This window comes from Bacillus sp. PPSBB_2 (genome assembly GCF_045291115.1).
Lineage (GTDB): Bacteria > Bacillota > Bacilli > Bacillales > Bacillaceae_G > Bacillus_A > Bacillus_A cereus.
In genome coordinates this window covers 3,548,466-3,570,130 of record NZ_CP147983.1, presented here as the reverse complement: position 1 = coordinate 3,570,130, position 21,665 = coordinate 3,548,466, and the positions used below count along the sequence as shown (strand labels likewise).

Below are 21,665 nucleotides of genomic sequence, written 5' to 3'. Positions count from 1 at the left end.
AGCAATGAAAAAAATAATTAAGAGACGAAGTATATCAAACATCAATAGCACTCCTAATAGTTAATTTGTTTCACTATATAGTTATTTCCAATATTACAGAATTTAAGAAGTGACTTGTTAATATTAAAGCAAAAAGTTCTCAGAATCTATGAATTAAAAATAAAAAAATTTCGAACTACTGAGCACAGAGGGATTATATATTAATTAGTTTAGCAATTGAAAGAGTAATTTTTAATCTTGTAAAAGTCCGATTGGTGAGGGCTGATTAAAGTTTCACTTTATTTGTTTTCTTTTTTATATAAAGCCTTAGAACTGGGATTTAGTAATGGTTTATAAGAAACATATATTTTGAATTATTTAATAGAATAATATATATTTATATTGATTTAGTGATTTTAGTTTGTTAAAAATGGGGAAATCGATATGAAGGTTAAATTTGCCGTAATAAAAGATGAGAGCTTTGATTGTAGTTTATTGGAAACAAAATTATTGAAAACTTTTAAAGAAGTAGATTGTGAAGCAGATATTGTAAAGGTTGAGGATGGAATTTTTGAAAACAATGATATACAAACGTATTTATCAGAAATAACCATTCATGTTACTGGAAAAAATATTGGATATAGATCCGTTTCAGCCAGTATATTTATTGTTCTAGAGAGTTTATCAATACAGCTATTTCGTATTCATATTAGTATACTTTAAGCAGTTCAAAAAGTGGCTTCTTCAGAAAATCATACTGATTATATGGAGTTGTAAATATGAAAACAATAGAAATTATCGTAGGTGCTCCCGAATAGTGGATTGCACCTTGTTTGTTGTTAAATAAACAAGGGATTCCTTTTCTAATTTTAATGTATCTCAGCGCTAATTTATAAATAGAAGAATGGAAACATGTGAGTAATTCAATTAGATTGTACAAAAATTTGGTATGCGGATATACGGAATGTATTCACAGGTAAGAGGGTTGTCTCATAATATATATAGATTTTTCTATTAAGATGAACAGAGGGTGTGAATAAATGGAAGATGTTTACGCTAAAATTGATAGTCTCAAGGCGGAGCAAAAAGAAATTATGAGAGACATTCGTAATTTAGAAACGCGTACCACTATTAATGAGAAAGACATAGCAACAATCAATAAGCAATTAGAAAAAATAAGTACAAACACAACTTGGATTTTGCGAATTATTATTAGTGCGATAATAATGTCAGTTTTAGGATTGATATTAAAAGGGATGATTTAAAAGAAAGAGGGGAGCTCCCTCTTTCTTTTATGTAAATGAGAAACTATAAATTTTCCGTTTCCTTTTCGTCTGCATACTTATCCTCTAAGGAAATTAATAGAGGGATTGATATAGTTACAAGAATGATTAAAGTGGTGATAAAAGATTTAGAAAGAGAAAAAGAACCTTCAATTAAAGGTGATAAAAACTTGAATGAGAGTATACTTGTTATTAAGGAAATTACTAAAAAGCTCAAAAGAGATATATTTTTATTCTTTATAGATGTCTCTATAAGGTCTTTAACACAGGTTATTATGACAAATATAGTTAATATGATAAGAGAAACAAAATAATGTGTTAAATTCGTCATACTAATAGTAGGGTCGTCTATTATGTAAGCAAGTAACTTAGATACTAATATTCCTCCAAACAATAAAATAATAAAAGCAAGTAATCCTTCCAATATATAAGTGCTCAAATTGTCTTTCTTGTTAAAGAGTTTATAGTTTAGAGTAGATTGGGTTATTTGAATTAGGAATAGGCTAATAATCCATACATAATATACAATTGGTAATTCTCCTGAGAATAGAGAAATTAGAAAGTTTACTACTGTCCTTAAAATTTCAATCATTACGAAAGTCCTCCTGTTTGTAAGCTTGTGACATTAAAATATGCTAGTCTATCGTTTAATAATTAAACTTACGAATTCAAACTATTTCTAATTATTCCATAAAAAGGTGGCTGCATCAAGTTATCTTTTTAACAATCCTCCAAGGCCGAGCGCTAGTAAAAGAAACGCAATATGTAATATAATTGAAAAAGTATATTTAAAAATCAATGTTAATATTACCCTCCTATAAGTATTAACATACGTAATTGAGGTGTTTTCTTTGTTGTTTTATGACCGGATTTCTATAATGGCCCCTCCTGTTCCGTAGCTAAGGAAAGTCTTTTTATTTCTGAGATTTTCAAAGTTATAGGAGGGTATGAAAAATGAAAAAAGTCTCAGTACCATCACTTTTGTTAATGATTATTCTTGTCGCATTTCCGCAAATTAGTGAAACGATTTACACACCGTCTTTACCGGACATTTCAAAGGCGTTACATGTAAGTAATAATGAGGTGCAGTTAACACTTAGTGTGTATTTTGCTGGATTTGCGTTAGGTGTATTTTTTATTGGGTGGTTATCAGATATAATTGGTCGTCGCCGAGCGATGTTACTTGGAATTGTCATATATGGCGCTGGGAGTTTCTTATGCTATATTGCAAATTCCATTGAAGTTTTATTGGTAAGTCGTTTTATTCAAGCGTTTGGAGCAAGTGCAGGATCCGTGGTTACACAAACGATTCTTCGTGAAAGTGTAGAAGGGCATAAGCGGCATGTTATGTTCGCTCAAATCTCGGCAGTCATTGCTTTTACACCAGCGATAGGACCGTTAATTGGGGGCTTTCTTGATCAAATGTTTGGTTTTAAAATAGTATTTTTAAGTTTAGTAGTTATGAGTGTCGGAATTTTTCTGTATACGTTTGTTTCTCTTCCCGAAACAAAGACGGGATCAGTAACGAATAAAATAAATGTGTTTTCAGTCTTGAAGAGGCTAATTACAAATCCGAAAGTGGTAACATATGGGCTATTAATTGGAGGAGCAAATGGTGTTTTATTTAGCTATTATGCAGAAGCGCCGTTTATCTTTATTGAATACTTTCAATTATCGCCTAGTATGTATGGATTTCTAGGAATTGTTGTTGCATCTGCTTCTATTGTTGGAGCGAAAATTTCAAAACGTTTACTTGCTACTTATAAACCAGAGAAAATTATATATATCGGTTGTCTCGTGATGACAGGGGGAGCTATCCTTTTATCTGTTATTACATTTATTGGATCAAATCCGAATGTAATATATATGGTTGTATTTTTAATAGCAATGTTTATATTGTTATTAGGGATTGGAGTAGCGTTACCTAACTGTTTAAGTTTAGCGTTAGTAGATTTTCAAGATGTTATTGGTACAGCCGGAGCATTGTTTAGCTTAGGATACTATGTAATTGTAACGATGACAATTTTGGGGATGAGTCAGCTGCATACGGGCTCGTTACTGGTGATGCCACTTTATTTTCTGGCTATAGTAGTTATCATGATGGTGTTTACTAAAGTATTTATTCTAGGTAAACAAACTTCAAAAATGATTTAAATATGAAATGGTAAAAGGGTCTCATTTTTAATGAGACTCTTTTATATTTTGGCTGGGGTAAAGAAGTTAGTAGTTTATTAATATATTAAATTTCTCATTGGTATATAAATCGAATGTGTGGGAAATTACGTTATCAACTATAAAGGTTGAAGTATTTGACATATGAAACCGAGAAAGAAATGCTCTCCTCTGTTATTTATATTGTAATAATATACATGCCGGAATCATATTGAATAGATGTATTTTATTGTTAATTTAGTTAAAAATTAATCAGACTTATGTATAATAATTTATTGAAAAAATAATTGAATTTTTCAGATTAATGAATTAATATAAGGTAAGTAATTTTAAGATTTATAGAATATTGGAAGATGAAAGGTTTTGAGAATTTTATTAGGAGCACAAAACGATTTTAGGATAGCTTTAAAGCTAGTGTAAAATGACGTTTGCTTCATCATTTTCAGGGCCGAAAGGAATTAGGGGAAAGCATCTTGTGTTAAAATGCGGCTATGAATCATCTAAGAGGGGGAAGTGAAGTGGCAAACAAAGAATTGAAAAGAGGTTTAGAAGCACGTCATATTCAAATGATTGCTTTAGGCGGAACGATTGGTGTTGGTTTGTTTATGGGGTCAGCCAGCACAATTAAATGGACAGGTCCGTCAGTAATGCTTGCTTATGCAATTGCAGGTATTTTCATCTTCTTCATCATGCGTGCCATGGGAGAAATGTTGTGTATGGAGCCAAGTACAGGCTCATTTGCGACATTCGGTCATAAGTATATTCATCCACTAGCTGGTTATATGACAGCGTGGAGTAACTGGTTCCAGTGGGTTATCGTTGGGATGTCAGAAATTATCGCGGTTGGAGCGTATATGCAATATTGGTTCCCAGATTTACCAGCTTGGATACCAGGTATAATTGCAATGGTTATTCTTGGTGCAGCTAACTTAATTTCTGTTAAGTCATTTGGTGAATTTGAATTTTGGTTTGCGATGATAAAAATCGTTACGATTCTATTAATGATTATTGCGGGATTTGGACTTATTTTCTTTGGAATTGGTAACGGCGGAGAAGCGATTGGTATATCAAATCTTTGGTCAAATGGCGGTTTCTTTACAGGTGGTTTTTCAGGATTCTTCTTTGCTTTATCACTTGTAGTTGGTGCATATCAAGGTGTGGAATTAATCGGTATTACTGCTGGTGAAGCGAAGGATCCGAAGAAGACACTTACAAGAGCGATTCAAAGTACAATTTGGCGTATTTTAATTTTCTATATTGGTGCTATTTTCGTTATTGTAACTGTGTATCCGTGGGATCAATTAAGTACAATTGGTAGTCCGTTCGTAGCAACTTTTGCGAAGGTTGGTATTACGGCAGCAGCTGGACTTATTAACTTTGTTGTTATTACAGCAGCAATGTCTGGTTGTAATAGTGGTATTTATAGTGCTGGTCGTATGCTTTATACGTTAGGTGTAAATGGACAAGCACCGAAATATTTTACGAAACTTTCTGGAAATGGTGTACCTTTATTTGGTACAGTTGGCGTAATTATCGGTCTGGCGGTTGGTGTTGTTTTAAGTTACATCGCACCGAAAAACTTATTCGTATATGTATATAGTGCGAGTGTACTTCCTGGTATGGTACCATGGTTTGTCATTTTAATTAGTCAAATTAATTTTAGAAAAGAAAAGGGAGCAGAGATGAAAAATCATCCGTTCAAAATGCCATTTGCTCCTGTAACAAACTATTTAACGATTGCCTTTTTAATTATGGTATTAATCGGAATGTGGTTTAACGATGATACTCGTATTTCATTAGTTGTAGGTATTATTTTCTTAGCTATCGTTACAATTAGTTTCTATGCTTTCGGAATAGGAAAGCGAGCTCCGTTAGACGTTCAAAATAATAAAGAGATTTCAAGTAAATAAAGAAAAGGCTGTTCATCTGGAACAGCCTTTTCTTATTGTTGTTATTTGTCGATAAATCGATATAATTTGATTTATGATAGATATATTTGAAAAATCGTTGATATATTGTACGTTATGATAGATATATTTGAAAAATCGTTGATATATTGTACGTTATGATAGATATATTCGAAAAATCGTTAATATAATTTTACATACTATCTGTCACTATCATGATTAAAATTTCTCTAATACGATTTTCCCAATGGTGTGCCCGGTTTCAAGTAGTGCATGTACTTTCATTAAGTTTTCAGCGTTAATCGGTGTTAATGTTTCATTTTTATGTAAGCTGTACTGATAGTCTAGAAGGAGTTTATTTCTAAAAAAAAGAATTTTTTACTGTATTACTTTATCCCAAACTAAATGTAAAGGTGGATACATAATGACAGTAAAGAAACTTTATTTCATCCCAGCAGGTCGTTGTATGTTGGATCATTCGTCTCTTAACAGTACGTTAACACCGGGAAAATTATTAAACTTGCCGGTATGGTGTTATCTTTTGGAGACAGAAGAAGGTCCTATTTTAGTAGATACAGGTATGCCAGAAAGTGCAGTTAATAATGAAGGGCTTTTTAACGGTACATTTGTTGAAGGACAGATTTTACCGAAAATGACTGAAGAAGATAGAATCGTGAATATATTAAAGCGTGTAGGGTATGAGCCGGACGACCTTTTATATATTATTAGTTCTCACTTACATTTCGATCATGCAGGAGGAAACGGTGCTTTTACAAATACACCGATTATTGTGCAACGAACGGAATATGAGGCAGCACTTCATAGAGAAGAATATATGAAAGAATGTATATTACCGCATTTGAACTATAAAATTATTGAAGGGGATTATGAAGTGGTACCAGGTGTTCAATTATTGTATACGCCAGGTCATTCTCCAGGCCATCAGTCGCTATTCATTGAGACGGAGAAATCCGGTCCTGTATTATTAACGATTGATGCATCGTACACGAAAGAGAATTTTGAAGATGAAGTGCCGTTCGCGGGATTTGATCCAGAATTAGCTTTATCTTCAATTAAACGTTTAAAAGGAGTTGTGGCGAAAGAGAAACCAATTGTTTTCTTTGGTCATGATATAGAGCAGGAAAAGGGTTGTAGAGTGTTCCCTGAGTATATATAGTGCAAAAAGTCATGAGTTCGCGTGCTCATGACTTTTTCGTTTAAATAATTTTTTTAAATAAATTATAAACTTTTTTTGAACTATCTTCGTTTAACTGATAGTACGTAAGGTTTACATCATCAGGAGTATCTTGCNATATTGTACGTTATGATAGATATATTTGAAAAATCGTTGATATATTGTACGTTATGATAGATATATTCGAAAAATCGTTAATATAATTTTACATACTATCTGTCACTATCATGATTAAAATTTCTCTAATACGATTTTCCCAATGGTGTGCCCGGTTTCAAGTAGTGCATGTACTTTCATTAAGTTTTCAGCGTTAATCGGTGTTAATGTTTCATTTTTATGTAAGCTGTACTGATAGTCTAGAAGGAGTTTATTTCTAAAAAAAAGAATTTTTTACTGTATTACTTTATCCCAAACTAAATGTAAAGGTGGATACATAATGACAGTAAAGAAACTTTATTTCATCCCAGCAGGTCGTTGTATGTTGGATCATTCGTCTCTTAACAGTACGTTAACACCGGGAAAATTATTAAACTTGCCGGTATGGTGTTATCTTTTGGAGACAGAAGAAGGTCCTATTTTAGTAGATACAGGTATGCCAGAAAGTGCAGTTAATAATGAAGGGCTTTTTAACGGTACATTTGTTGAAGGACAGATTTTACCGAAAATGACTGAAGAAGATAGAATCGTGAATATATTAAAGCGTGTAGGGTATGAGCCGGACGACCTTTTATATATTATTAGTTCTCACTTACATTTCGATCATGCAGGAGGAAACGGTGCTTTTACAAATACACCGATTATTGTGCAACGAACGGAATATGAGGCAGCACTTCATAGAGAAGAATATATGAAAGAATGTATATTACCGCATTTGAACTATAAAATTATTGAAGGGGATTATGAAGTGGTACCAGGTGTTCAATTATTGTATACGCCAGGTCATTCTCCAGGCCATCAGTCGCTATTCATTGAGACGGAGAAATCCGGTCCTGTATTATTAACGATTGATGCATCGTACACGAAAGAGAATTTTGAAGATGAAGTGCCGTTCGCGGGATTTGATCCAGAATTAGCTTTATCTTCAATTAAACGTTTAAAAGGAGTTGTGGCGAAAGAGAAACCAATTGTTTTCTTTGGTCATGATATAGAGCAGGAAAAGGGTTGTAGAGTGTTCCCTGAGTATATATAGTGCAAAAAGTCATGAGTTCGCGTGCTCATGACTTTTTCGTTTAAATAATTTTTTTAAATAAATTATAAACTTTTTTTGAACTATCTTCGTTTAACTGATAGTACGTAAGGTTTACATCATCAGGAGTATCTTGCTGAGCAATCATCACTTCGCTGCTGTGATGATCAACTATCCATATGAAATATTTTTTATAAGTTCCATCCTCGAAAGTAATCCACATATCACAATCTATTAAATCTGATCCTTCTTCATCCAATGTTAATTTGCCTTTTTTTGCGGTATTCATACTGTTAATAAATGTTTTTAATTCATCTGTTTTTGTGAGAAAGATATCCTGTTTTGTTTTAATTGATTCGACATGTATATCTTTTATTTCCTGTTTACCTAAAAAAACAGGAGGCTCATTTGGATCTCGCGAGCTTGAAATAATAGTAGCTTTCTTTTTCGGTTTATTTGCAGTATAGAGATCTTGAATAGATTTTCCCGAGTTTATAAACCATACAATTCCACAAATAATCAATACACTACCTAGCAATAAAATAATTTTTTTAATAGGATTTTCTCCTCTCTATTACTTCATGTGAAGAGCTTTTCTATTAATATATGATAGGTAAGCGTAAAGTATTATAGTTGAACTTGGTTATGCTTCACAGTTTTTATCGGGCGATCTATGAGTAAATTGTAAGTGAGCCCAATTAATACGAAAATGCCACCGATAACTTTACCAATTGAGAGTTCATTTGTTAGGAAGAAATCAATAATAGTCCCCGCAAATAATTGTCCGATAAAGATGAGTAATGTTAAATAAAAGGCTGATATTTTAGGAGTAATATAGTTGGATAATGAAATAACGATAACGCCTACTAATCCGCCTAAGTATACGGCGATAGGAATAGATTGCAATTTATGAATAGGGATATACAATGAATCTGAACTGAAAATTAAAAATAACATAGAGAAAAATAATCCAGTAATATAATTGAAAAACGTGCCTTCCCAGTTTCCAATTTCCTTTGCTAAATTCGCGTTAATAATTCTAGCAACGACGATAGAAACACCAGCTAAAATAGCGATAGTAATATATAACATATTTTTGCCCCCATTAATATATTGTCATGATAATAATCCCAGAAGAGATAAATACTAATCCAACTAGTTTTTTCTTTTCAAACTTTGCAACTTTCATTCCTAATAAGCCGAAATGATCGATAATGATGGAAGCAATGGATTGGCCGAGTAAACTTAATGCGATCGTAATAGAGGCACCAAGGACGGAGAAACTTATATTATTAAAAAGAACAGTGAATACTCCAATCGCTCCAGCGCTATATAAAAAAAGCGGAATACCTTTATCGAAATGAATTTTATGTTTGTTTAAGATTAAAACGAAAATAACTGCAATTAAACCGACAAGGTGAATGACCACGCTTGCTGTATACTTGCCAATTAACTCAGATAAAATCCCATTCAATGGAAGCATAACGGCGATGAGCACACCAATAAAGACAGAAAGAAAGTTATACAATGCAATATCCCCTTTGTATTTCATATTTGTAATGACTGTATCATGCTGAAATTGTGTATTACTATGACATATGTCATAGTGGAAGAAGAAAATTTTGATTACAATGGGGATGAGTTGTAAAGGTGGGGAACTATGAAGAAAGTATGTAATTCTATTAAATTAGCAGAGTATATGAAGAAAAATAATATTGATTCATTTTTTAGTCATGATATGAAGCCATATATGGAACTTATATTTTTTAAAAAGAATGAGTTTATTTGTAGAGAAAATGAAGAGATAGATTATTTATATTTCTTTGTTGAAGGAAAAGCGAAAGCGTTTAACACATTAAGTAACGGGAAATCCGTATTACTGTGTTTTTATGATAGTTTGCAGTTACTTGGAGATGTGGAGTTAATTCATTCCCAAAGGATTACTTCAAATGTACAAGTAATGGCAGATTCATATTGTGTTGGTTTACCATTAGGAAAAGTGAGAAATCAGCTATTTCATGATGCGAAATTTTTAAGATGTATTTGTGGATCGTTAGCACATAAGTTAAATCGACTTTCAAAAAATAGTACAATTAATTTATTGTATCCGCTTGAAAATAGACTTGCGAGTTACATGTTAGCAGCAGGGGAACGAGCAGTTCAGCATGAAAATAGAATTGTATTTAGTGGGAATTTAACGGAAATAGCGGAATTGTTAGGAACGAGCTATCGGCATTTGTTGCGAACATTAAATATTTTTTGTGATAAAGAGATAATAAAGAAGAACGATGGATGCTATGAAGTAGTAAACGTGGATGTTTTGAGAGAATTGGCAGCAGATGTTTATAAATAGGAGGAGAGTATAAATGATAACACCTATATTTAGAATTTTTGATATTGAAAAAGCAAAACTATTTTACTTAGGTTTTTTAGGATTTAAACTGGATTGGGAACATCGGTATGAGGAAAATATGCCATTATATTTGCAAATTTCGTTACAGGATGCTGTGATACATTTATCAGAACATCATGGTGATGCCTCACCAGGTGGTGCGATTCGGATCAAAATAGATGATGTAAAGGATTATCATTCTGTATTATTAAGTAAAGAATATGCTTATTCGAAGCCGAATATAGAAAAAACACCTTGGGGTACAATTGAATTAACTGTAATTGATCCGTTTTCAAATAGAATTACACTGTACGAGGAAAAATTGTAGAAATGGAATGAAGAGTAGTTCATAGAGCAGTGAACTGCTCTTTTTTATTTTGAGTAGATATTGAATCATATAAAAAGAAAATGTTATGATTATGGAAACGTATGAATATATGAACAAGTATTCATACGTTTAAGAAGAGGAGGGATTAGAATGAAAGATCTAATTATTATTGGGGCGGGTCAAGCTGGATTAACAATGGGATATTACTTGAAGCAAGAAGGGTATAATTTTTTATTACTTGAGGCAGGAAAACGAGTTGGTGATTCATGGAGAAATCGATATGATTCTTTGCAGCTTTTTACCCCAAGGTCTTACAGTAGCTTGCCGGGTATGGCGTTAATAGGTGAAAAAAATGAATTTCCATATAAAGATGAAATTGCAACTTATTTAGAAAAATATGCAAGACATTTTCAATTACCGGTACAATTACAAACGGAAGTTCTAAAAATAAAGAAAGAAAAAGAAATATTTGAATTATATACTCCTACAGAAATTTTACAAACGAAAAAAGTTATTATCGCATCAGGTGGTTTTCAGCAACCATTTATTCCCTCAGTTTCAGCAAATCTATCATCACATATTTTTCAAATACATTCATCACAATATAGATCATCATCGCAAATTCCACAGGGAAAGGTACTTGTAGTAGGTGGCGGAAATTCAGGAATGCAAATAGCAGTAGAACTTGCAAAAACGCATGAAGTTATGTTGTCTATTAGTCATCCTTTAACGTTTTTACCGTTACAACTTTTGGGAAAAAGTATTTTTAATCTGCTAGAAAAAGTGGGTTTATTGTACGCTGAAATAAATACAAAGAGGGGAAGATGGTTTCAGAAGAGAAAGGACCCCATTTTCGGTTTTGAAGGTAAGAAACTTATTCGTAATGGAGCAATCAAACTGCAAGAAAAAGTAGTAAGTGCATCAGGAAATAACATTATGTTTCAGAATGGTGATACTTATAGTGCAGAAAGCATTATATGGTCAACTGGTTTTGTTCAAAATTATAATTGGATTGAAATTAAACAGGCAGTGAATGAGAAAGGATTTCCTAATCATATAAAGGGAATCAGTCCAGTAAAAGGATTGTATTATATCGGATTACCGTGGCAATCTCAAAGGGGTTCCGCACTTATTTGTGGTGTAGGAAAGGATGCAGCGTATGTACTTTCTGAAATCAAAAAAATAGATCAGTAGCGATAACTACTGATCATCCATATGTACATGAATTAGGAGAGGTCAAACATTTATTAACTTTATTATAATAGATTTTCATAGAATTAAAAACTGAAAATTCAAATTTCATGTTGAGAAAGTTTTTTGTATCGAAATATATGAAAAAATAGGGATTTTTATTAAAACAGAAAAAGATATTTCTATTTTAGTAAATTATGATATAGTCTAAATAATCGTGTTTTTCCATAAATGTAATTATTTTCATTGTAGTTTTGTTTATATGAGGGAAGGAGAAGTAATTATGAAGTTTGATGATCAACGCTTACTAGGAGTACGATTAGGTTCTGTGCTTGTAACAGAGGAAAATCAATATTTAGTAATTAAGAAAAAAGATCATTATGCACTATTAAATATACATAATTTAGAATGCACACATGTTGAAGTGCAGTTAGAACATTTGGAAGAAATGTTGCGGGAAGATTTCCAAGAAAGTATAACGGAGATTATCGCACCAGAACATATAAAAATTGTTGCGAAAAATGTTATATAAATAAAGAAGCTGGAAGGAACAGCTTCTTTATTTTCATTATAAGGATAACGTTTTTACAACCTCACCAATGATCCCTTCCATTTGATGAACACCTAAATCGGAATTAGTCATAATAACAGCACCATTCCCGCAGTATGGATAACAAACCATCATACATTGAAATCCAACGCCCCATCCAAGTGAATATATTTGTAAGTCTTCATTTGAATCATCTAGAAAAACACCTAATCCAGTCCATTTTGAGCAACCTTGAGAAGAAATCATGTCTATTACTAATTTTTGAGAAAGTTTTAGTTTGCCCTTTCCTTGTAAGGAATGAATGATTTCAATAACTAAAGCTGATAAGTCAGTTGGTGTTGTCCAAATACCTGAAGCAGCTGCAAATGGATAAAATGGATACTTCTCATTTGTTACAGTTCTATCTTTATTATGTCCGCAAGCAAAAACGTCGGTTTTATCTATGTCTTGTGGAGAGAAAAGTGTACTGTTTTTCATTTGTAGTGGCTGGAAGATGTGTTCTTCTAATAACTGACTAAATAATCTTCCTGTAATATCTTCAAGTGTTCCAAAGGCAGTCGCTTCATCTAGTTTGCCATTACGTATAACAGCGAGGCTTAAACTTGCAACGGAATATTGATTCATTTTCTCGTATATATTGCTACTTTTTAAGTTCATGGTGACTCCTTTCTTTAAAGACAGAATATTATTTTTATTATACAGTAGTAAAAAAAAGAAAACACTTCTTCATTCACCAATGAAGTGTTTTCTTTTTTTGTTAGTTTGAAGTGAACTTTTGAAAAAATTTGTCTCGGTACATGTACATAACCCATGAGATTGTTATTAAAGAAATAATGATTTGTTTGTTTTTAATTGGTGCATTGAAAACAAGCCAACCAACTATATCAAATAATAAATGTAGCAAGATTGAAAGAACTACAAATTGAAGTAACGTATTTAAAAATCTTTTCATAAAGTGTCCCCCTAAAATAATAGGTTTTATTAACAGTTTGATATAGTGGCATTATACAGTAAATGTTTCATGTGGTAAAATTTACATAAGTTAGTGAAATAAAACAAATGAAAGTTAGTAAAGGGGAACATTTATGGAATTCTGGATGGTTATACTGATATTAGCCTTTGGTTTCATTTATATCGCTGAAAAATTAGCTACAATTGAAAAGAAAAATGATGCGCGTTTAAAGAGAATTGAAGATAGATTACAATTAATTACGAAAGAAATGGGAATTGTAGAAAGAGAACCTGAAATTAATAAAGAACTACGCCAGCTTGTAGAAGAAGGAAAAAAAGTTACAGCAGTTAAGAGAGTAAGAGAAGCTTTTGGTTTTTCCTTACTAGAAGCGAAGCAATATGTTGATAAATTATAAAAAAGATCATCCATTTGGGTGATCTTTTTCACTGCACCATGCGTGTATTTACATAAGCCGCGATTATAAAGTGTCCAATTATATGGAACAAACATTTGAGATAAATTGTCTAATATAGGTAATAACTATTTAGCTTGAAAGAAAGGGTTGATGACATGAAAAAGAATACGTTGTTAAAAGTAGGAGTATGTGTAGGTTTACTAGGAACAATTCAATTTGTTAGCACAATTTCTTCTGTACAAGCATCACAAAAGGTAGAGAAAACAGTAATAAAAAATGAGACGGGAACCATTTCAATATCTCAGTTAAACAAGAATGTATGGGTTCATACGGAGTTAGGTTATTTTAATGGAGAAGCAGTTCCTTCGAACGGTCTAGTTCTTAATACTGCTAAAGGACTAGTGCTTGTTGATTCTTCTTGGGATGACAAATTAACGAAGGAATTAATAGAAATGGTAGAAAAGAAATTTCAGAAGCGCGTAACGGATGTCATTATTACACATGCGCACGCCGATCGAATTGGCGGAATAAAAACGTTGAAAGAAAGAGGAATTAAAGCGCATAGTACAGCATTAACCGCAGAACTAGCAAAGAAAAGTGGATATGAAGAGCCACTTGGAGATTTACAAACAGTTACGAATTTGAAGTTTGGCAATACAAAAGTAGAAACGTTCTATCCAGGGAAAGGACATACAGAAGATAATATTGTTGTTTGGTTGCCACAATATCAAATTTTAGCTGGAGGCTGTTTAGTAAAATCTGCGGAAGCTAAAGATTTAGGAAATGTTGCGGATGCGTATGTAAATGAATGGTCTACATCGATTGAGAATGTGCTGAAGCGATATGGAAATATAAATTCGGTAGTACCTGGTCATGGAGAAGTAGGAGGCAAGGGATTACTTTTACATACATTGGATTTATTAAAATAAGAAATTGTAGAAATACAAAAGAGAGGAGAAATAATTTTCTCCTCTCTTTCTTCTAACTATATTTAAATGCTGAATCTGTCGATTACGTCAGCATATATTACTGAGATTTTAATTCCAAGTATACAAATACTAGTACTGTCATAATTGCAATAACAACGTAAGTAGCATCAAGCATTATAAGTGTTTTTAAAGTTTCAGTCATCGTAATTCACCCCTGTTATAAAAATATAACATGATCTTTTTATTGATTGGATAAGAGATCATAAAGATAAAATGTATATGAAATTTCTTAAGTAGCTTCTATATAAATATATCATATAAATAATGTAAGTAATGTTAAGATAATGTAAATGTATTGTAAATAAAGAGGTTTACAATGAAGGCTTTAATAAAAAAATGATAGTTCCTTAAAATAAAAAATACGCTATTTTCATATGAGATGAATTGCAATTATTTGTATAAGGGATTCAAAAAAATTTTTTCGTTGTATATATTTCTCCAAATTAATTATTTAGCTATTTAAAAGTATCGAAAGATGTGTGCACACTAATGTATATTTTTTGGATGTCAATAAAAGTATTATGTCAACAATATGAACTGTCACAAATCTTTATATATTATTGTGATTGATATCACATCACTTTTTTTCAATGGGTATTATGCTTAAGGTGTAATGAATGATTGGGAGAGGGTGGGATGATATGTTTTGTTATCAATGTGAACAAACGCCAACAGGCGGATGTAAAGTAATGGGTGTTTGTGGCAAGAATGAAACGATTGCGAGTTTACAAGATACGATTGTGTTTGGGCTAAAAGGAATTGCAGCTTATCGCACACATGCTGCTCAGCTAGGGTATACGGATGCATTTGTAGATGCTACAACACAAGAAGCTTTATATATGACATTAACAAATTCTAACTTTAACGAACAAGAGCATATTGATATGGCTATGAAAGTTGGGAAATCAGCTTTACGGGTGATGGAGTTATTGGATGAGGCACATACGAATCATTTTGGTGTGCCAGAGCCTGTACAAATTACACAAAATCGTGTAGAAGGTAAAGCAATTGTAGTTACGGGCCATAATTTATTTGCATTAGAAGAACTATTAAAGCAAACAGAAGGAAAAGACATTAATATTTATACGCATTCTGAAATGCTACCAGCACACGGATACCCGCAGCTGAAAAAATATAAACATTTAAAAGGAAACATCGGTAAGGCATGGTATGATCAAAGACGCCTTTTTGAAAAATTTACTGGTGCCATATTAGCTACAACGAACTGTGTTATGCCAATTAAAGGCTCGTACTCTGATCGATTCTTTTCATATGAAATTGCAGGTTTAGAAGGTGTACAAAAAATTGAAAATGATGATTTTACACCATTGATTCAAAAAGCGCTAGAACTTCCAGAAGTACATATGGAGTCGGATGAACAGTTAGTGACAGGGTTTCATCATAATACAGTATTATCATTAGCTCCAGAAATTATTGATGCAGTAAAAGAGGGGAAGATAAAGCGTTTCTTTGTTATCGCCGGTTGTGATGCACCGGGAAAAGGCGGAGAATATTATCGTGAATTAGCAACGTCACTTCCGCCAGAAACGGTTATTTTAACAACTTCTTGCGGGAAATTCCGCTTTAATGATGTGGATTACGGTGTTGTACCTGGTACGGAAATTCCGCGTTACATTGATTTAGGACAGTGCAATAATTCAATTTCTACAGTGAAAATAGCGGCTGCTTTAGCTGATGCTTTTCAATGTGAAGTGAATGAATTGCCAGTAAGTATTGTACTATCATGGTTTGAACAAAAAGCGGTTGCCATTTTACTCGGGCTATTTAGTCTTGGGATTCAAGATATTCGCATTGGTCCAAAGGCTCCTGAATTTATTTCACCTGGCGTGCTTGATGTATTACAAGAAACATTTGGTTTAAAACTAGTTACAAATGCAGCAGAAGACATGGCTATGATGTTATCGTAACGGAAAAGATGTTTTCACTTAATTGTGGTTTTATAAATCATTTGTATGTGTGTGAGTAAACGCACATACAAATGATTATTAATAAAGAAAATCGCTATATCTATAAATTTTATAGAGCTTTTAAAGTGTAACACCACATGCCCATCACCTTAAGATTTTAAGTATCCCCAAAACGAAATTTCTACATGAATATCTATAATTTTACCTCTTTTTCATTTGATTTGAAAATAAGCTTTCTATTTTTAAAAACCAACGATACCACCTCAAATTATAGGAATAAAATCCATTCATTTATTAGGAAAATGGATTGAAAATAATAAGGTAGACTAAAAAGTAAAATATTATTTATGATAATCATTCTTTTATAAAATTTAAATTGGAAATAGCCCTACTCATTTTGATTGCGCATTTTCAAAATGGAGGGGCTTTTTTTACTGTAAAATCAATAACTGCATCTTATTTTTGTTGAAAAAATTCTCATTCTTATTTTGAAAGTGATATGGGTACATTTACATGCACATCAATCTTTTATTATGAAGTGGCCCTTGAATATATTGTTTTTTATTGACAGACATAAAAATGATTTATTTGCTATATTGATAATTTGTAGACGTTATAATAAAATGTTTATGTATATGTAAACTTAATTTATTTTTGTTTGGTTTTATTGTGAGGTTAGGCAGTGTTAATAACAATAAAATAATGAATATATCACCTGTAAAAAGAATGAAACCAATACGGAGAAGATGATTTTGTTAAAAATTCGAAAAATAAGCGTTATTAGCTCTTGAAGAAAAATGACTAGAAAAATTACAAGCATATGGAAAATAGGGTTATACAAAAAGTCCTAAAGGGGGACGGAATTATGGAGAAAAGAAAGTATTCAGTAACACCACAAGATCGAATGAATTATGTATTAGGTCTTTATTCTGCAGATCAACAAATTAATGCAGTTCTTTATTTTCCTGTAGGTATATCTAAGGAAATACTTGAAGAATCAGTAAGGATAACGTTGCAATTGCAACCAGTTTTGAACAGCCGGTTTGTAGAAAATGATATTCCTTACTGGGAGGAACATTCATCTGACACTAACTCATCTATTTGCTTTTTTGCAGAAGGAAATAATCAAGAACTTGAAATAATGGCAATAGATTTTATTAAGGAACCTGGTGATCGTATTCAGGGGCCTATGGTTCAAACGAAATTATTACGGGGCACTACAATAGATATGTTAGTTGTGAAATTGTCTCATCTATGTTCAGATGGTGCAGGAGTCAAGGAATATATAAAATTGCTTGGAACAATATATACTCACCTTTCATTGGGACGGTCTAAGAAGCAAATTATAAAGGAATTTGATGAGGGAAATGAGAGTTGTCGAGATCAATCACATGTATTCAAATACGCTGGAATATCGGACATAAAAAGTGCGTATCGTCCTAACCAAGAACAACAGGCATCGTTATGGTCTTTTCCATCTCAACCTAACAAAAATAAATTTCCCCAAATGTCCGTACGGCGATTGAGCCATAAGCAAACTCTACGTTTAACCCAATGGACAAAAGCACAACAGGTTACCTTGAATGATGTAATCATGACTGCTTACTTCCGAGTTTTATCACATTTCACTGTGTATGCAGAACCTCGCACTGCAGAAAAAATGATTGGTTTGACAATTGATTTACGTCGATATCTGCCTAATAATACAACTGGTGCTATTTGCAACTTATCCGGTATGGAAATGCCAGTGATTAAAATGGAAGACGATGAAACATTTAAGCAGACTCTTGTTCGAGTTAAACAATCAATGGATAAAATAAAGTCTCAAAATCCAGGTCTTTCTTCAGCAGCAGGAATGGAGTTACTGGCAGAAATGAAGCTATCTACAGTGAAGGAAATGTATAATCAGCAATATGAACAGGCTGTACAGATGGGGATGGCGTTGCCATTACTGACAAATTTGGGAGTGATTGCTGAGGAACCTATTCAGTTTGGTCAAATTCAAGCTGAGGACGGGTATATGGCATCACCTATTATGTATGCACCATTCTTTTCAATGGGAGCAAGCTCTTATAATGGAAGGCTTACATTTACGATCGGTTATCATGCGCCGGATACATCAAAAGAAAAGGTAGAAAAATTTTTAGATAGTGTTGCTAATCAACTATCAGAAATAAAATAAAAGAGAATATAGAGAACAGATTTCTAACAGAATTGTATTTTAGGGGCTCGTATCATGTACGGATAATCTCTGGAAATTTTCTCTGACCGCACTTGCCTTTATGCTTTATATGCAATGGGAATGGTAGTGAGAAACAATTTGTATCGTGAAAAAACAAGATATATCGGTATAAAAACAATAAAACAGAGCTGATTTAAATTACACTTTGAATCAGTTCTGTTTTGCTAGTGTGATGGTCCTTACAACAAAAAAGTAGGCTGTATCCGATTAGGGTAAAGCGGATTTTTAATTTTTTTGAAAATAAAGTTGACATCCATAACTACTTAGTCATACAATGTAGATGTAATAAGTGATACTGAATAGTTCGGATTCACAAAAACTGTTAAGTAAAAAATTCGCCTTAGTACTCTGTGATACTGAATATAAGTCAGACAGAATAGGGGGTAAAGGAGGATCAGGACATGGAAAATTTAACTGAAATGCTGAAAGGTTCACTGGAAGGGTGTGTACTGGAAATCATTAGTCGCCGTGAAACGTATGGCTATGAGATTACCCGCCACCTGAATGATCTTGGGTTTACCGAAGTTGTGGAAGGTACGGTGTATACCATCCTCGTACGATTAGAGAAGAAAAAGCTTGTGAATATTGAAAAGAAACCATCAGATATGGGACCGCCTCGTAAGTTTTATTCATTAAATGAAGAAGGCCGCCAGGAGCTTGAATTGTTTTGGGAAAAATGGGATTTTGTATCGTCAAAAATTAACGTCTTGAAGTCAAAATAGGTTCATAAGATAAAATGTTCCGGCCGATACTTTGGGAATTTCTTGTTCGGTTTTATAAAAAAGGAGGAAAATAAGATGTTAGAAATGTTCAAAAAGTTAATTGGTGATAAAAAAGAGTACAAAATGATGATGGCACGAGTTGAGGCTCTGCCAGAGGACTACCAATTTGTATTTAAGAAAATTCAAAACTACATGTGGAATTTTTCAGCGGGTAACGGGATGGATATGTTACACATACAGTATGAATTAATCGATTTGTTCGAAGCGGGTGCAGCGGAAGGAAGACAAGTGCTTGACATTACTGGGGATGACGTGGCTTCCTTTGCTGACGAACTAGTGGCAAATGCTAAAACTTACGTCTCCAAGTATCGTGAAGATTTGAATGAAAGTATTATGAAGAAATTGAGAAAAAAATAAATGGAATAAGTAGTACCGACTGATTAGCTGGTTACACATATGAATTGCCATCATAGCTATTCAGTTATATTTTTAACTCGGTACTAAGTAATACAGAATATCAGTGATACTAAATAGATAGAGGTAAATAAATAGTCTTCGCAAAACATTTTTATAGGGAGGAAAAAAGTATGAGTCATGCAGCGATTTCTGTAAAAGGCTTGAAAAAATCCTTTAAAGATAAGGAAGTTTTAAAAGGGGTAGATTTTGAGGTGCAGCGTGGAGAAATTTTCGCGCTGCTAGGCTCAAATGGAGCGGGAAAGACGACAACGGTCAACATCCTTTCGACACTCATGAAGCAAGATAGCGGTGAAGTAAGTATTTGTGGATTTGATGTACAGAGTCAACCAGATCATGTTCGTCAAAGTATCAGTTTGACAGGGCAGTTCGCAGCTTTAGACGGTATGCTGACTGGGAGGGAAAACTTGATAATGATCGCCAAATTACGTGGTGTTTCCAATCCCGCTCAAGTTGCTGACAATCTACTTGCAAGATTTAGCCTGACTGATGCGGCAAACCAAAGGGCAGATCAGTATTCAGGCGGGATGAAGCGCCGGCTTGATATCGCGATGAGTTTGATTGGGGCGCCAGCAGTTATTTTTCTTGACGAACCAACGACTGGACTTGATCCTGAAGCGCGAATCGAAGTGTGGGATACAGTCAAGGAACTTGCTGGTAGCGGTACAACTATTTTGCTTACGACTCAGTATTTGGAGGAAGCAGAACAACTGGCAGACCGTATCGCTATTTTGGATGGCGGAAAAATTATTACGACAGGTACTCTTGCTGAACTAAAAGAGATGTTCCCGCCAGCAAAAGTGGAGTATATCGAGAAGCAACCGACATTGGAAGAAATATTCCTTGCGATCATTGGAAAAAAGGAGGAGATGTAAATGAAAAGTAAAACAGGTGTATTACTAGGTCGTTTAATGCGTAACATTATGCGCAGTCCGGATACAATTATTACAGTGGCGATTACACCGATTATGATGATGCTATTATTTGTCTACGTGTTTGGCGGCGCAATAAAAACTGGAACGGAAAACTACGTTAATTATTTATTGCCGGGAATTTTGCTAATGGCTATCGCATCCGGTGTAGCTTACACTTCCGTTCGACTATTTACGGATGTAAAGAGTGGGCTGATGGCACGTTTCATTACGATGCCTATTAAGCGCTCATCGATATTGTGGGCTCACGTTCTAACCTCTCTGGTTGCTAATGTACTTACTATCGTGGTGGTTATTCTTGTTGCACTCTTAATGGGTTTCCGTTCCAGTGCTAATATTCTAGATTGGCTCGCGGTAGCTGGGATACTTGGGATGTTTACGCTGGCGCTAACATGGCTAGCTATCATTCCAGGATTGAAAGCGAGGTCTATGGAAGGGGCGACTGCTTACTCGTACCCGCTAGTTTTTCTTCCATTTATTAGTTCGGCCTTTGTGCCTACCGAAACGATGCCAAAAATTGTTCGTGTGTTTGCAGAGAATCAGCCTGTAACTTCAATCGTGAATGCGATTCGTGCTCTTTTATATGAAGGAACTGTTGGAAACGATATTTGGATTGCGCTCGCTTGGTGCGGAGGTATAATGGTCATCTCTTACTTTTTCGCCAGTAAAGCATTTAAACGTCAGTTAGGGTAAGAAACGTGATAAACGAAACCTTCAGGAATAATATATATTTAGAAAAGCACGGGAGATTTTTCGTGCTTTTATTATTTATCATGCTCTCATTGTAGTAAATGAAATGGTATTTAAAAATAGGATAATTATCCAGTG

24 protein-coding genes are annotated in these 21,665 nt (G+C 33.5%); 18 read left to right on the top strand and 6 right to left on the bottom strand.

Going from position 1 to position 21,665, the window contains the following annotated elements:
• Positions 1-423 precede the first annotated feature (423 nt).
• A complete protein-coding gene (locus tag V6946_RS17700) occupies positions 424-702 on the top strand; it encodes a hypothetical protein (protein WP_000865019.1) in 279 nt (92 codons plus the stop codon).
• A gap of 317 nt (positions 703-1,019) precedes the next feature.
• Positions 1,020-1,244, top strand: coding sequence for a hemolysin XhlA family protein (locus V6946_RS17695; RefSeq protein WP_000390462.1), 225 nt, complete (start codon positions 1,020-1,022; stop codon positions 1,242-1,244).
• Positions 1,245-1,287: 43 nt separating this feature from the next.
• Here V6946_RS17695 and V6946_RS17690 read toward each other — a convergent pair whose 3' ends face one another.
• On the bottom strand, positions 1,288-1,854 hold the full coding sequence (locus V6946_RS17690; RefSeq protein ID WP_006916450.1) for a DUF5823 family protein: 567 nt from the start codon (positions 1,852-1,854) through the stop codon (positions 1,288-1,290).
• Positions 1,855-2,216: 362 nt separating this feature from the next.
• Between V6946_RS17690 and V6946_RS17685 the strand changes: the two genes are divergently transcribed.
• The 4 genes from V6946_RS17685 (at position 2,217) to aiiA (V6946_RS17670) (ending at position 7,725) form a co-directional block, all read left to right on the top strand.
• The gene (locus tag V6946_RS17685; protein ID WP_006916449.1) at positions 2,217-3,416 is read left to right on the top strand and encodes a multidrug effflux MFS transporter; all 1,200 of its coding nucleotides are present in this window, start codon (positions 2,217-2,219) and stop codon (positions 3,414-3,416) included.
• A 536-nt stretch (positions 3,417-3,952) separates the two neighbouring features.
• Complete coding sequence (locus V6946_RS17680; RefSeq protein ID WP_366982001.1) at positions 3,953-5,344, top strand: amino acid permease; 1,392 nt, start codon at positions 3,953-3,955, stop codon at positions 5,342-5,344.
• Between the two features lie 421 nt (positions 5,345-5,765).
• Positions 5,766-6,518, top strand: coding sequence for an N-acyl homoserine lactonase AiiA (aiiA, locus tag V6946_RS17675; protein ID WP_000216572.1), 753 nt, complete (start codon positions 5,766-5,768; stop codon positions 6,516-6,518).
• Between the two features lie 454 nt (positions 6,519-6,972).
• Positions 6,973-7,725: an N-acyl homoserine lactonase AiiA gene (gene aiiA / locus V6946_RS17670; RefSeq protein WP_000216572.1), complete on the top strand. Its 753-nt coding sequence runs from the start codon at positions 6,973-6,975 to the stop codon at positions 7,723-7,725.
• Positions 7,726-7,765: 40 nt separating this feature from the next.
• On the opposite strand, the gene V6946_RS17665 is transcribed toward aiiA (V6946_RS17670), so the two are convergent.
• The 3 genes from V6946_RS17665 to V6946_RS17655 all read right to left on the bottom strand — a co-directional run bounded on the left by V6946_RS17665 (position 7,766) and on the right by V6946_RS17655 (position 9,274).
• Positions 7,766-8,260, bottom strand: a complete 495-nt coding sequence (locus tag V6946_RS17665) for a hypothetical protein (RefSeq protein WP_000901692.1) — start codon at positions 8,258-8,260, stop codon at positions 7,766-7,768.
• Positions 8,261-8,349: 89 nt separating this feature from the next.
• Entirely contained in the window at positions 8,350-8,814 is a 465-nt protein-coding gene (locus tag V6946_RS17660; RefSeq protein ID WP_000965811.1) for a DMT family transporter, read from the bottom strand.
• Between the two features lie 13 nt (positions 8,815-8,827).
• Positions 8,828-9,274, bottom strand: a complete 447-nt coding sequence (locus tag V6946_RS17655; RefSeq protein ID WP_002024519.1) for a DMT family transporter — start codon at positions 9,272-9,274, stop codon at positions 8,828-8,830.
• A gap of 108 nt (positions 9,275-9,382) precedes the next feature.
• Here V6946_RS17655 and yeiL point away from each other — a divergent pair, with 108 nt between their 5' ends.
• The 4 genes from yeiL to V6946_RS17635 all read left to right on the top strand — a co-directional run bounded on the left by yeiL (position 9,383) and on the right by V6946_RS17635 (position 12,165).
• Positions 9,383-10,075 (top strand): transcriptional regulator YeiL, encoded by a 693-nt coding sequence (gene yeiL, locus V6946_RS17650; RefSeq protein ID WP_000754830.1) that lies wholly within the window; start codon positions 9,383-9,385, stop codon positions 10,073-10,075.
• Positions 10,076-10,088: 13 nt separating this feature from the next.
• The gene (locus V6946_RS17645; RefSeq protein WP_000632403.1) at positions 10,089-10,442 is read left to right on the top strand and encodes a glyoxalase superfamily protein; all 354 of its coding nucleotides are present in this window, start codon (positions 10,089-10,091) and stop codon (positions 10,440-10,442) included.
• Between the two features lie 150 nt (positions 10,443-10,592).
• On the top strand, positions 10,593-11,636 hold the full coding sequence (locus V6946_RS17640) for an NAD(P)/FAD-dependent oxidoreductase (protein ID WP_006929478.1): 1,044 nt from the start codon (positions 10,593-10,595) through the stop codon (positions 11,634-11,636).
• A 280-nt stretch (positions 11,637-11,916) separates the two neighbouring features.
• Positions 11,917-12,165, top strand: coding sequence for a hypothetical protein (locus V6946_RS17635; protein WP_000666948.1), 249 nt, complete (start codon positions 11,917-11,919; stop codon positions 12,163-12,165).
• 36 nt (positions 12,166-12,201) lie between these two features.
• Here V6946_RS17635 and V6946_RS17630 read toward each other — a convergent pair whose 3' ends face one another.
• Complete coding sequence (locus V6946_RS17630; protein ID WP_366982004.1) at positions 12,202-12,840, bottom strand: serine hydrolase domain-containing protein; 639 nt, start codon at positions 12,838-12,840, stop codon at positions 12,202-12,204.
• Between the two features lie 100 nt (positions 12,841-12,940).
• Entirely contained in the window at positions 12,941-13,135 is a 195-nt protein-coding gene (locus V6946_RS17625; protein ID WP_006929474.1) for a hypothetical protein, read from the bottom strand.
• A 133-nt stretch (positions 13,136-13,268) separates the two neighbouring features.
• Between V6946_RS17625 and V6946_RS17620 the strand changes: the two genes are divergently transcribed.
• The 8 genes from V6946_RS17620 to V6946_RS17585 all read left to right on the top strand — a co-directional run bounded on the left by V6946_RS17620 (position 13,269) and on the right by V6946_RS17585 (position 21,530).
• Entirely contained in the window at positions 13,269-13,550 is a 282-nt protein-coding gene (locus tag V6946_RS17620) for a hypothetical protein (protein WP_006929472.1), read from the top strand.
• Between the two features lie 155 nt (positions 13,551-13,705).
• Positions 13,706-14,479, top strand: coding sequence for a BcII family subclass B1 metallo-beta-lactamase (bla2, locus tag V6946_RS17615; RefSeq protein WP_006929470.1), 774 nt, complete (start codon positions 13,706-13,708; stop codon positions 14,477-14,479).
• Between the two features lie 701 nt (positions 14,480-15,180).
• Positions 15,181-16,467: a hydroxylamine reductase gene (hcp, locus tag V6946_RS17610; RefSeq protein WP_002183800.1), complete on the top strand. Its 1,287-nt coding sequence runs from the start codon at positions 15,181-15,183 to the stop codon at positions 16,465-16,467.
• 865 nt (positions 16,468-17,332) lie between these two features.
• Complete coding sequence (locus tag V6946_RS17605) at positions 17,333-18,649, top strand: condensation domain-containing protein (protein WP_000415478.1); 1,317 nt, start codon at positions 17,333-17,335, stop codon at positions 18,647-18,649.
• Between the two features lie 461 nt (positions 18,650-19,110).
• Complete coding sequence (locus tag V6946_RS17600) at positions 19,111-19,431, top strand: PadR family transcriptional regulator (RefSeq protein ID WP_000429487.1); 321 nt, start codon at positions 19,111-19,113, stop codon at positions 19,429-19,431.
• A 75-nt stretch (positions 19,432-19,506) separates the two neighbouring features.
• Positions 19,507-19,848, top strand: coding sequence for a DUF1048 domain-containing protein (locus V6946_RS17595; protein ID WP_000891986.1), 342 nt, complete (start codon positions 19,507-19,509; stop codon positions 19,846-19,848).
• A gap of 170 nt (positions 19,849-20,018) precedes the next feature.
• Positions 20,019-20,780: an ATP-binding cassette domain-containing protein gene (locus V6946_RS17590; protein WP_366982006.1), complete on the top strand. Its 762-nt coding sequence runs from the start codon at positions 20,019-20,021 to the stop codon at positions 20,778-20,780.
• Entirely contained in the window at positions 20,781-21,530 is a 750-nt protein-coding gene (locus tag V6946_RS17585) for an ABC transporter permease (RefSeq protein ID WP_006929445.1), read from the top strand.
• Positions 21,531-21,665 lie beyond the last annotated feature (135 nt).

Coding starts and splice junctions, on each gene's coding strand:
- V6946_RS17700 (WP_000865019.1), top strand. CDS start 424: ATGAAGGTTAAATTTGCCGTAATAAAAGATGAGAGCTTTGATTGTAGT.
- V6946_RS17695 (WP_000390462.1), top strand. CDS start 1,020: ATGGAAGATGTTTACGCTAAAATTGATAGTCTCAAGGCGGAGCAAAAA.
- V6946_RS17690 (WP_006916450.1), bottom strand. CDS start 1,854: ATGATTGAAATTTTAAGGACAGTAGTAAACTTTCTAATTTCTCTATTC.
- V6946_RS17685 (WP_006916449.1), top strand. CDS start 2,217: ATGAAAAAAGTCTCAGTACCATCACTTTTGTTAATGATTATTCTTGTC.
- aiiA (WP_000216572.1), top strand. CDS start 5,766: ATGACAGTAAAGAAACTTTATTTCATCCCAGCAGGTCGTTGTATGTTG.
- aiiA (WP_000216572.1), top strand. CDS start 6,973: ATGACAGTAAAGAAACTTTATTTCATCCCAGCAGGTCGTTGTATGTTG.
- V6946_RS17660 (WP_000965811.1), bottom strand. CDS start 8,814: ATGTTATATATTACTATCGCTATTTTAGCTGGTGTTTCTATCGTCGTT.
- V6946_RS17655 (WP_002024519.1), bottom strand. CDS start 9,274: ATGAAATACAAAGGGGATATTGCATTGTATAACTTTCTTTCTGTCTTT.
- yeiL (WP_000754830.1), top strand. CDS start 9,383: ATGAAGAAAGTATGTAATTCTATTAAATTAGCAGAGTATATGAAGAAA.
- V6946_RS17645 (WP_000632403.1), top strand. CDS start 10,089: ATGATAACACCTATATTTAGAATTTTTGATATTGAAAAAGCAAAACTA.
- V6946_RS17640 (WP_006929478.1), top strand. CDS start 10,593: ATGAAAGATCTAATTATTATTGGGGCGGGTCAAGCTGGATTAACAATG.
- V6946_RS17635 (WP_000666948.1), top strand. CDS start 11,917: ATGAAGTTTGATGATCAACGCTTACTAGGAGTACGATTAGGTTCTGTG.
- V6946_RS17630 (WP_366982004.1), bottom strand. CDS start 12,840: ATGAACTTAAAAAGTAGCAATATATACGAGAAAATGAATCAATATTCC.
- V6946_RS17625 (WP_006929474.1), bottom strand. CDS start 13,135: ATGAAAAGATTTTTAAATACGTTACTTCAATTTGTAGTTCTTTCAATC.
- V6946_RS17620 (WP_006929472.1), top strand. CDS start 13,269: ATGGAATTCTGGATGGTTATACTGATATTAGCCTTTGGTTTCATTTAT.
- bla2 (WP_006929470.1), top strand. CDS start 13,706: ATGAAAAAGAATACGTTGTTAAAAGTAGGAGTATGTGTAGGTTTACTA.
- hcp (WP_002183800.1), top strand. CDS start 15,181: ATGTTTTGTTATCAATGTGAACAAACGCCAACAGGCGGATGTAAAGTA.
- V6946_RS17605 (WP_000415478.1), top strand. CDS start 17,333: ATGGAGAAAAGAAAGTATTCAGTAACACCACAAGATCGAATGAATTAT.
- V6946_RS17600 (WP_000429487.1), top strand. CDS start 19,111: ATGGAAAATTTAACTGAAATGCTGAAAGGTTCACTGGAAGGGTGTGTA.
- V6946_RS17595 (WP_000891986.1), top strand. CDS start 19,507: ATGTTAGAAATGTTCAAAAAGTTAATTGGTGATAAAAAAGAGTACAAA.
- V6946_RS17590 (WP_366982006.1), top strand. CDS start 20,019: ATGAGTCATGCAGCGATTTCTGTAAAAGGCTTGAAAAAATCCTTTAAA.
- V6946_RS17585 (WP_006929445.1), top strand. CDS start 20,781: ATGAAAAGTAAAACAGGTGTATTACTAGGTCGTTTAATGCGTAACATT.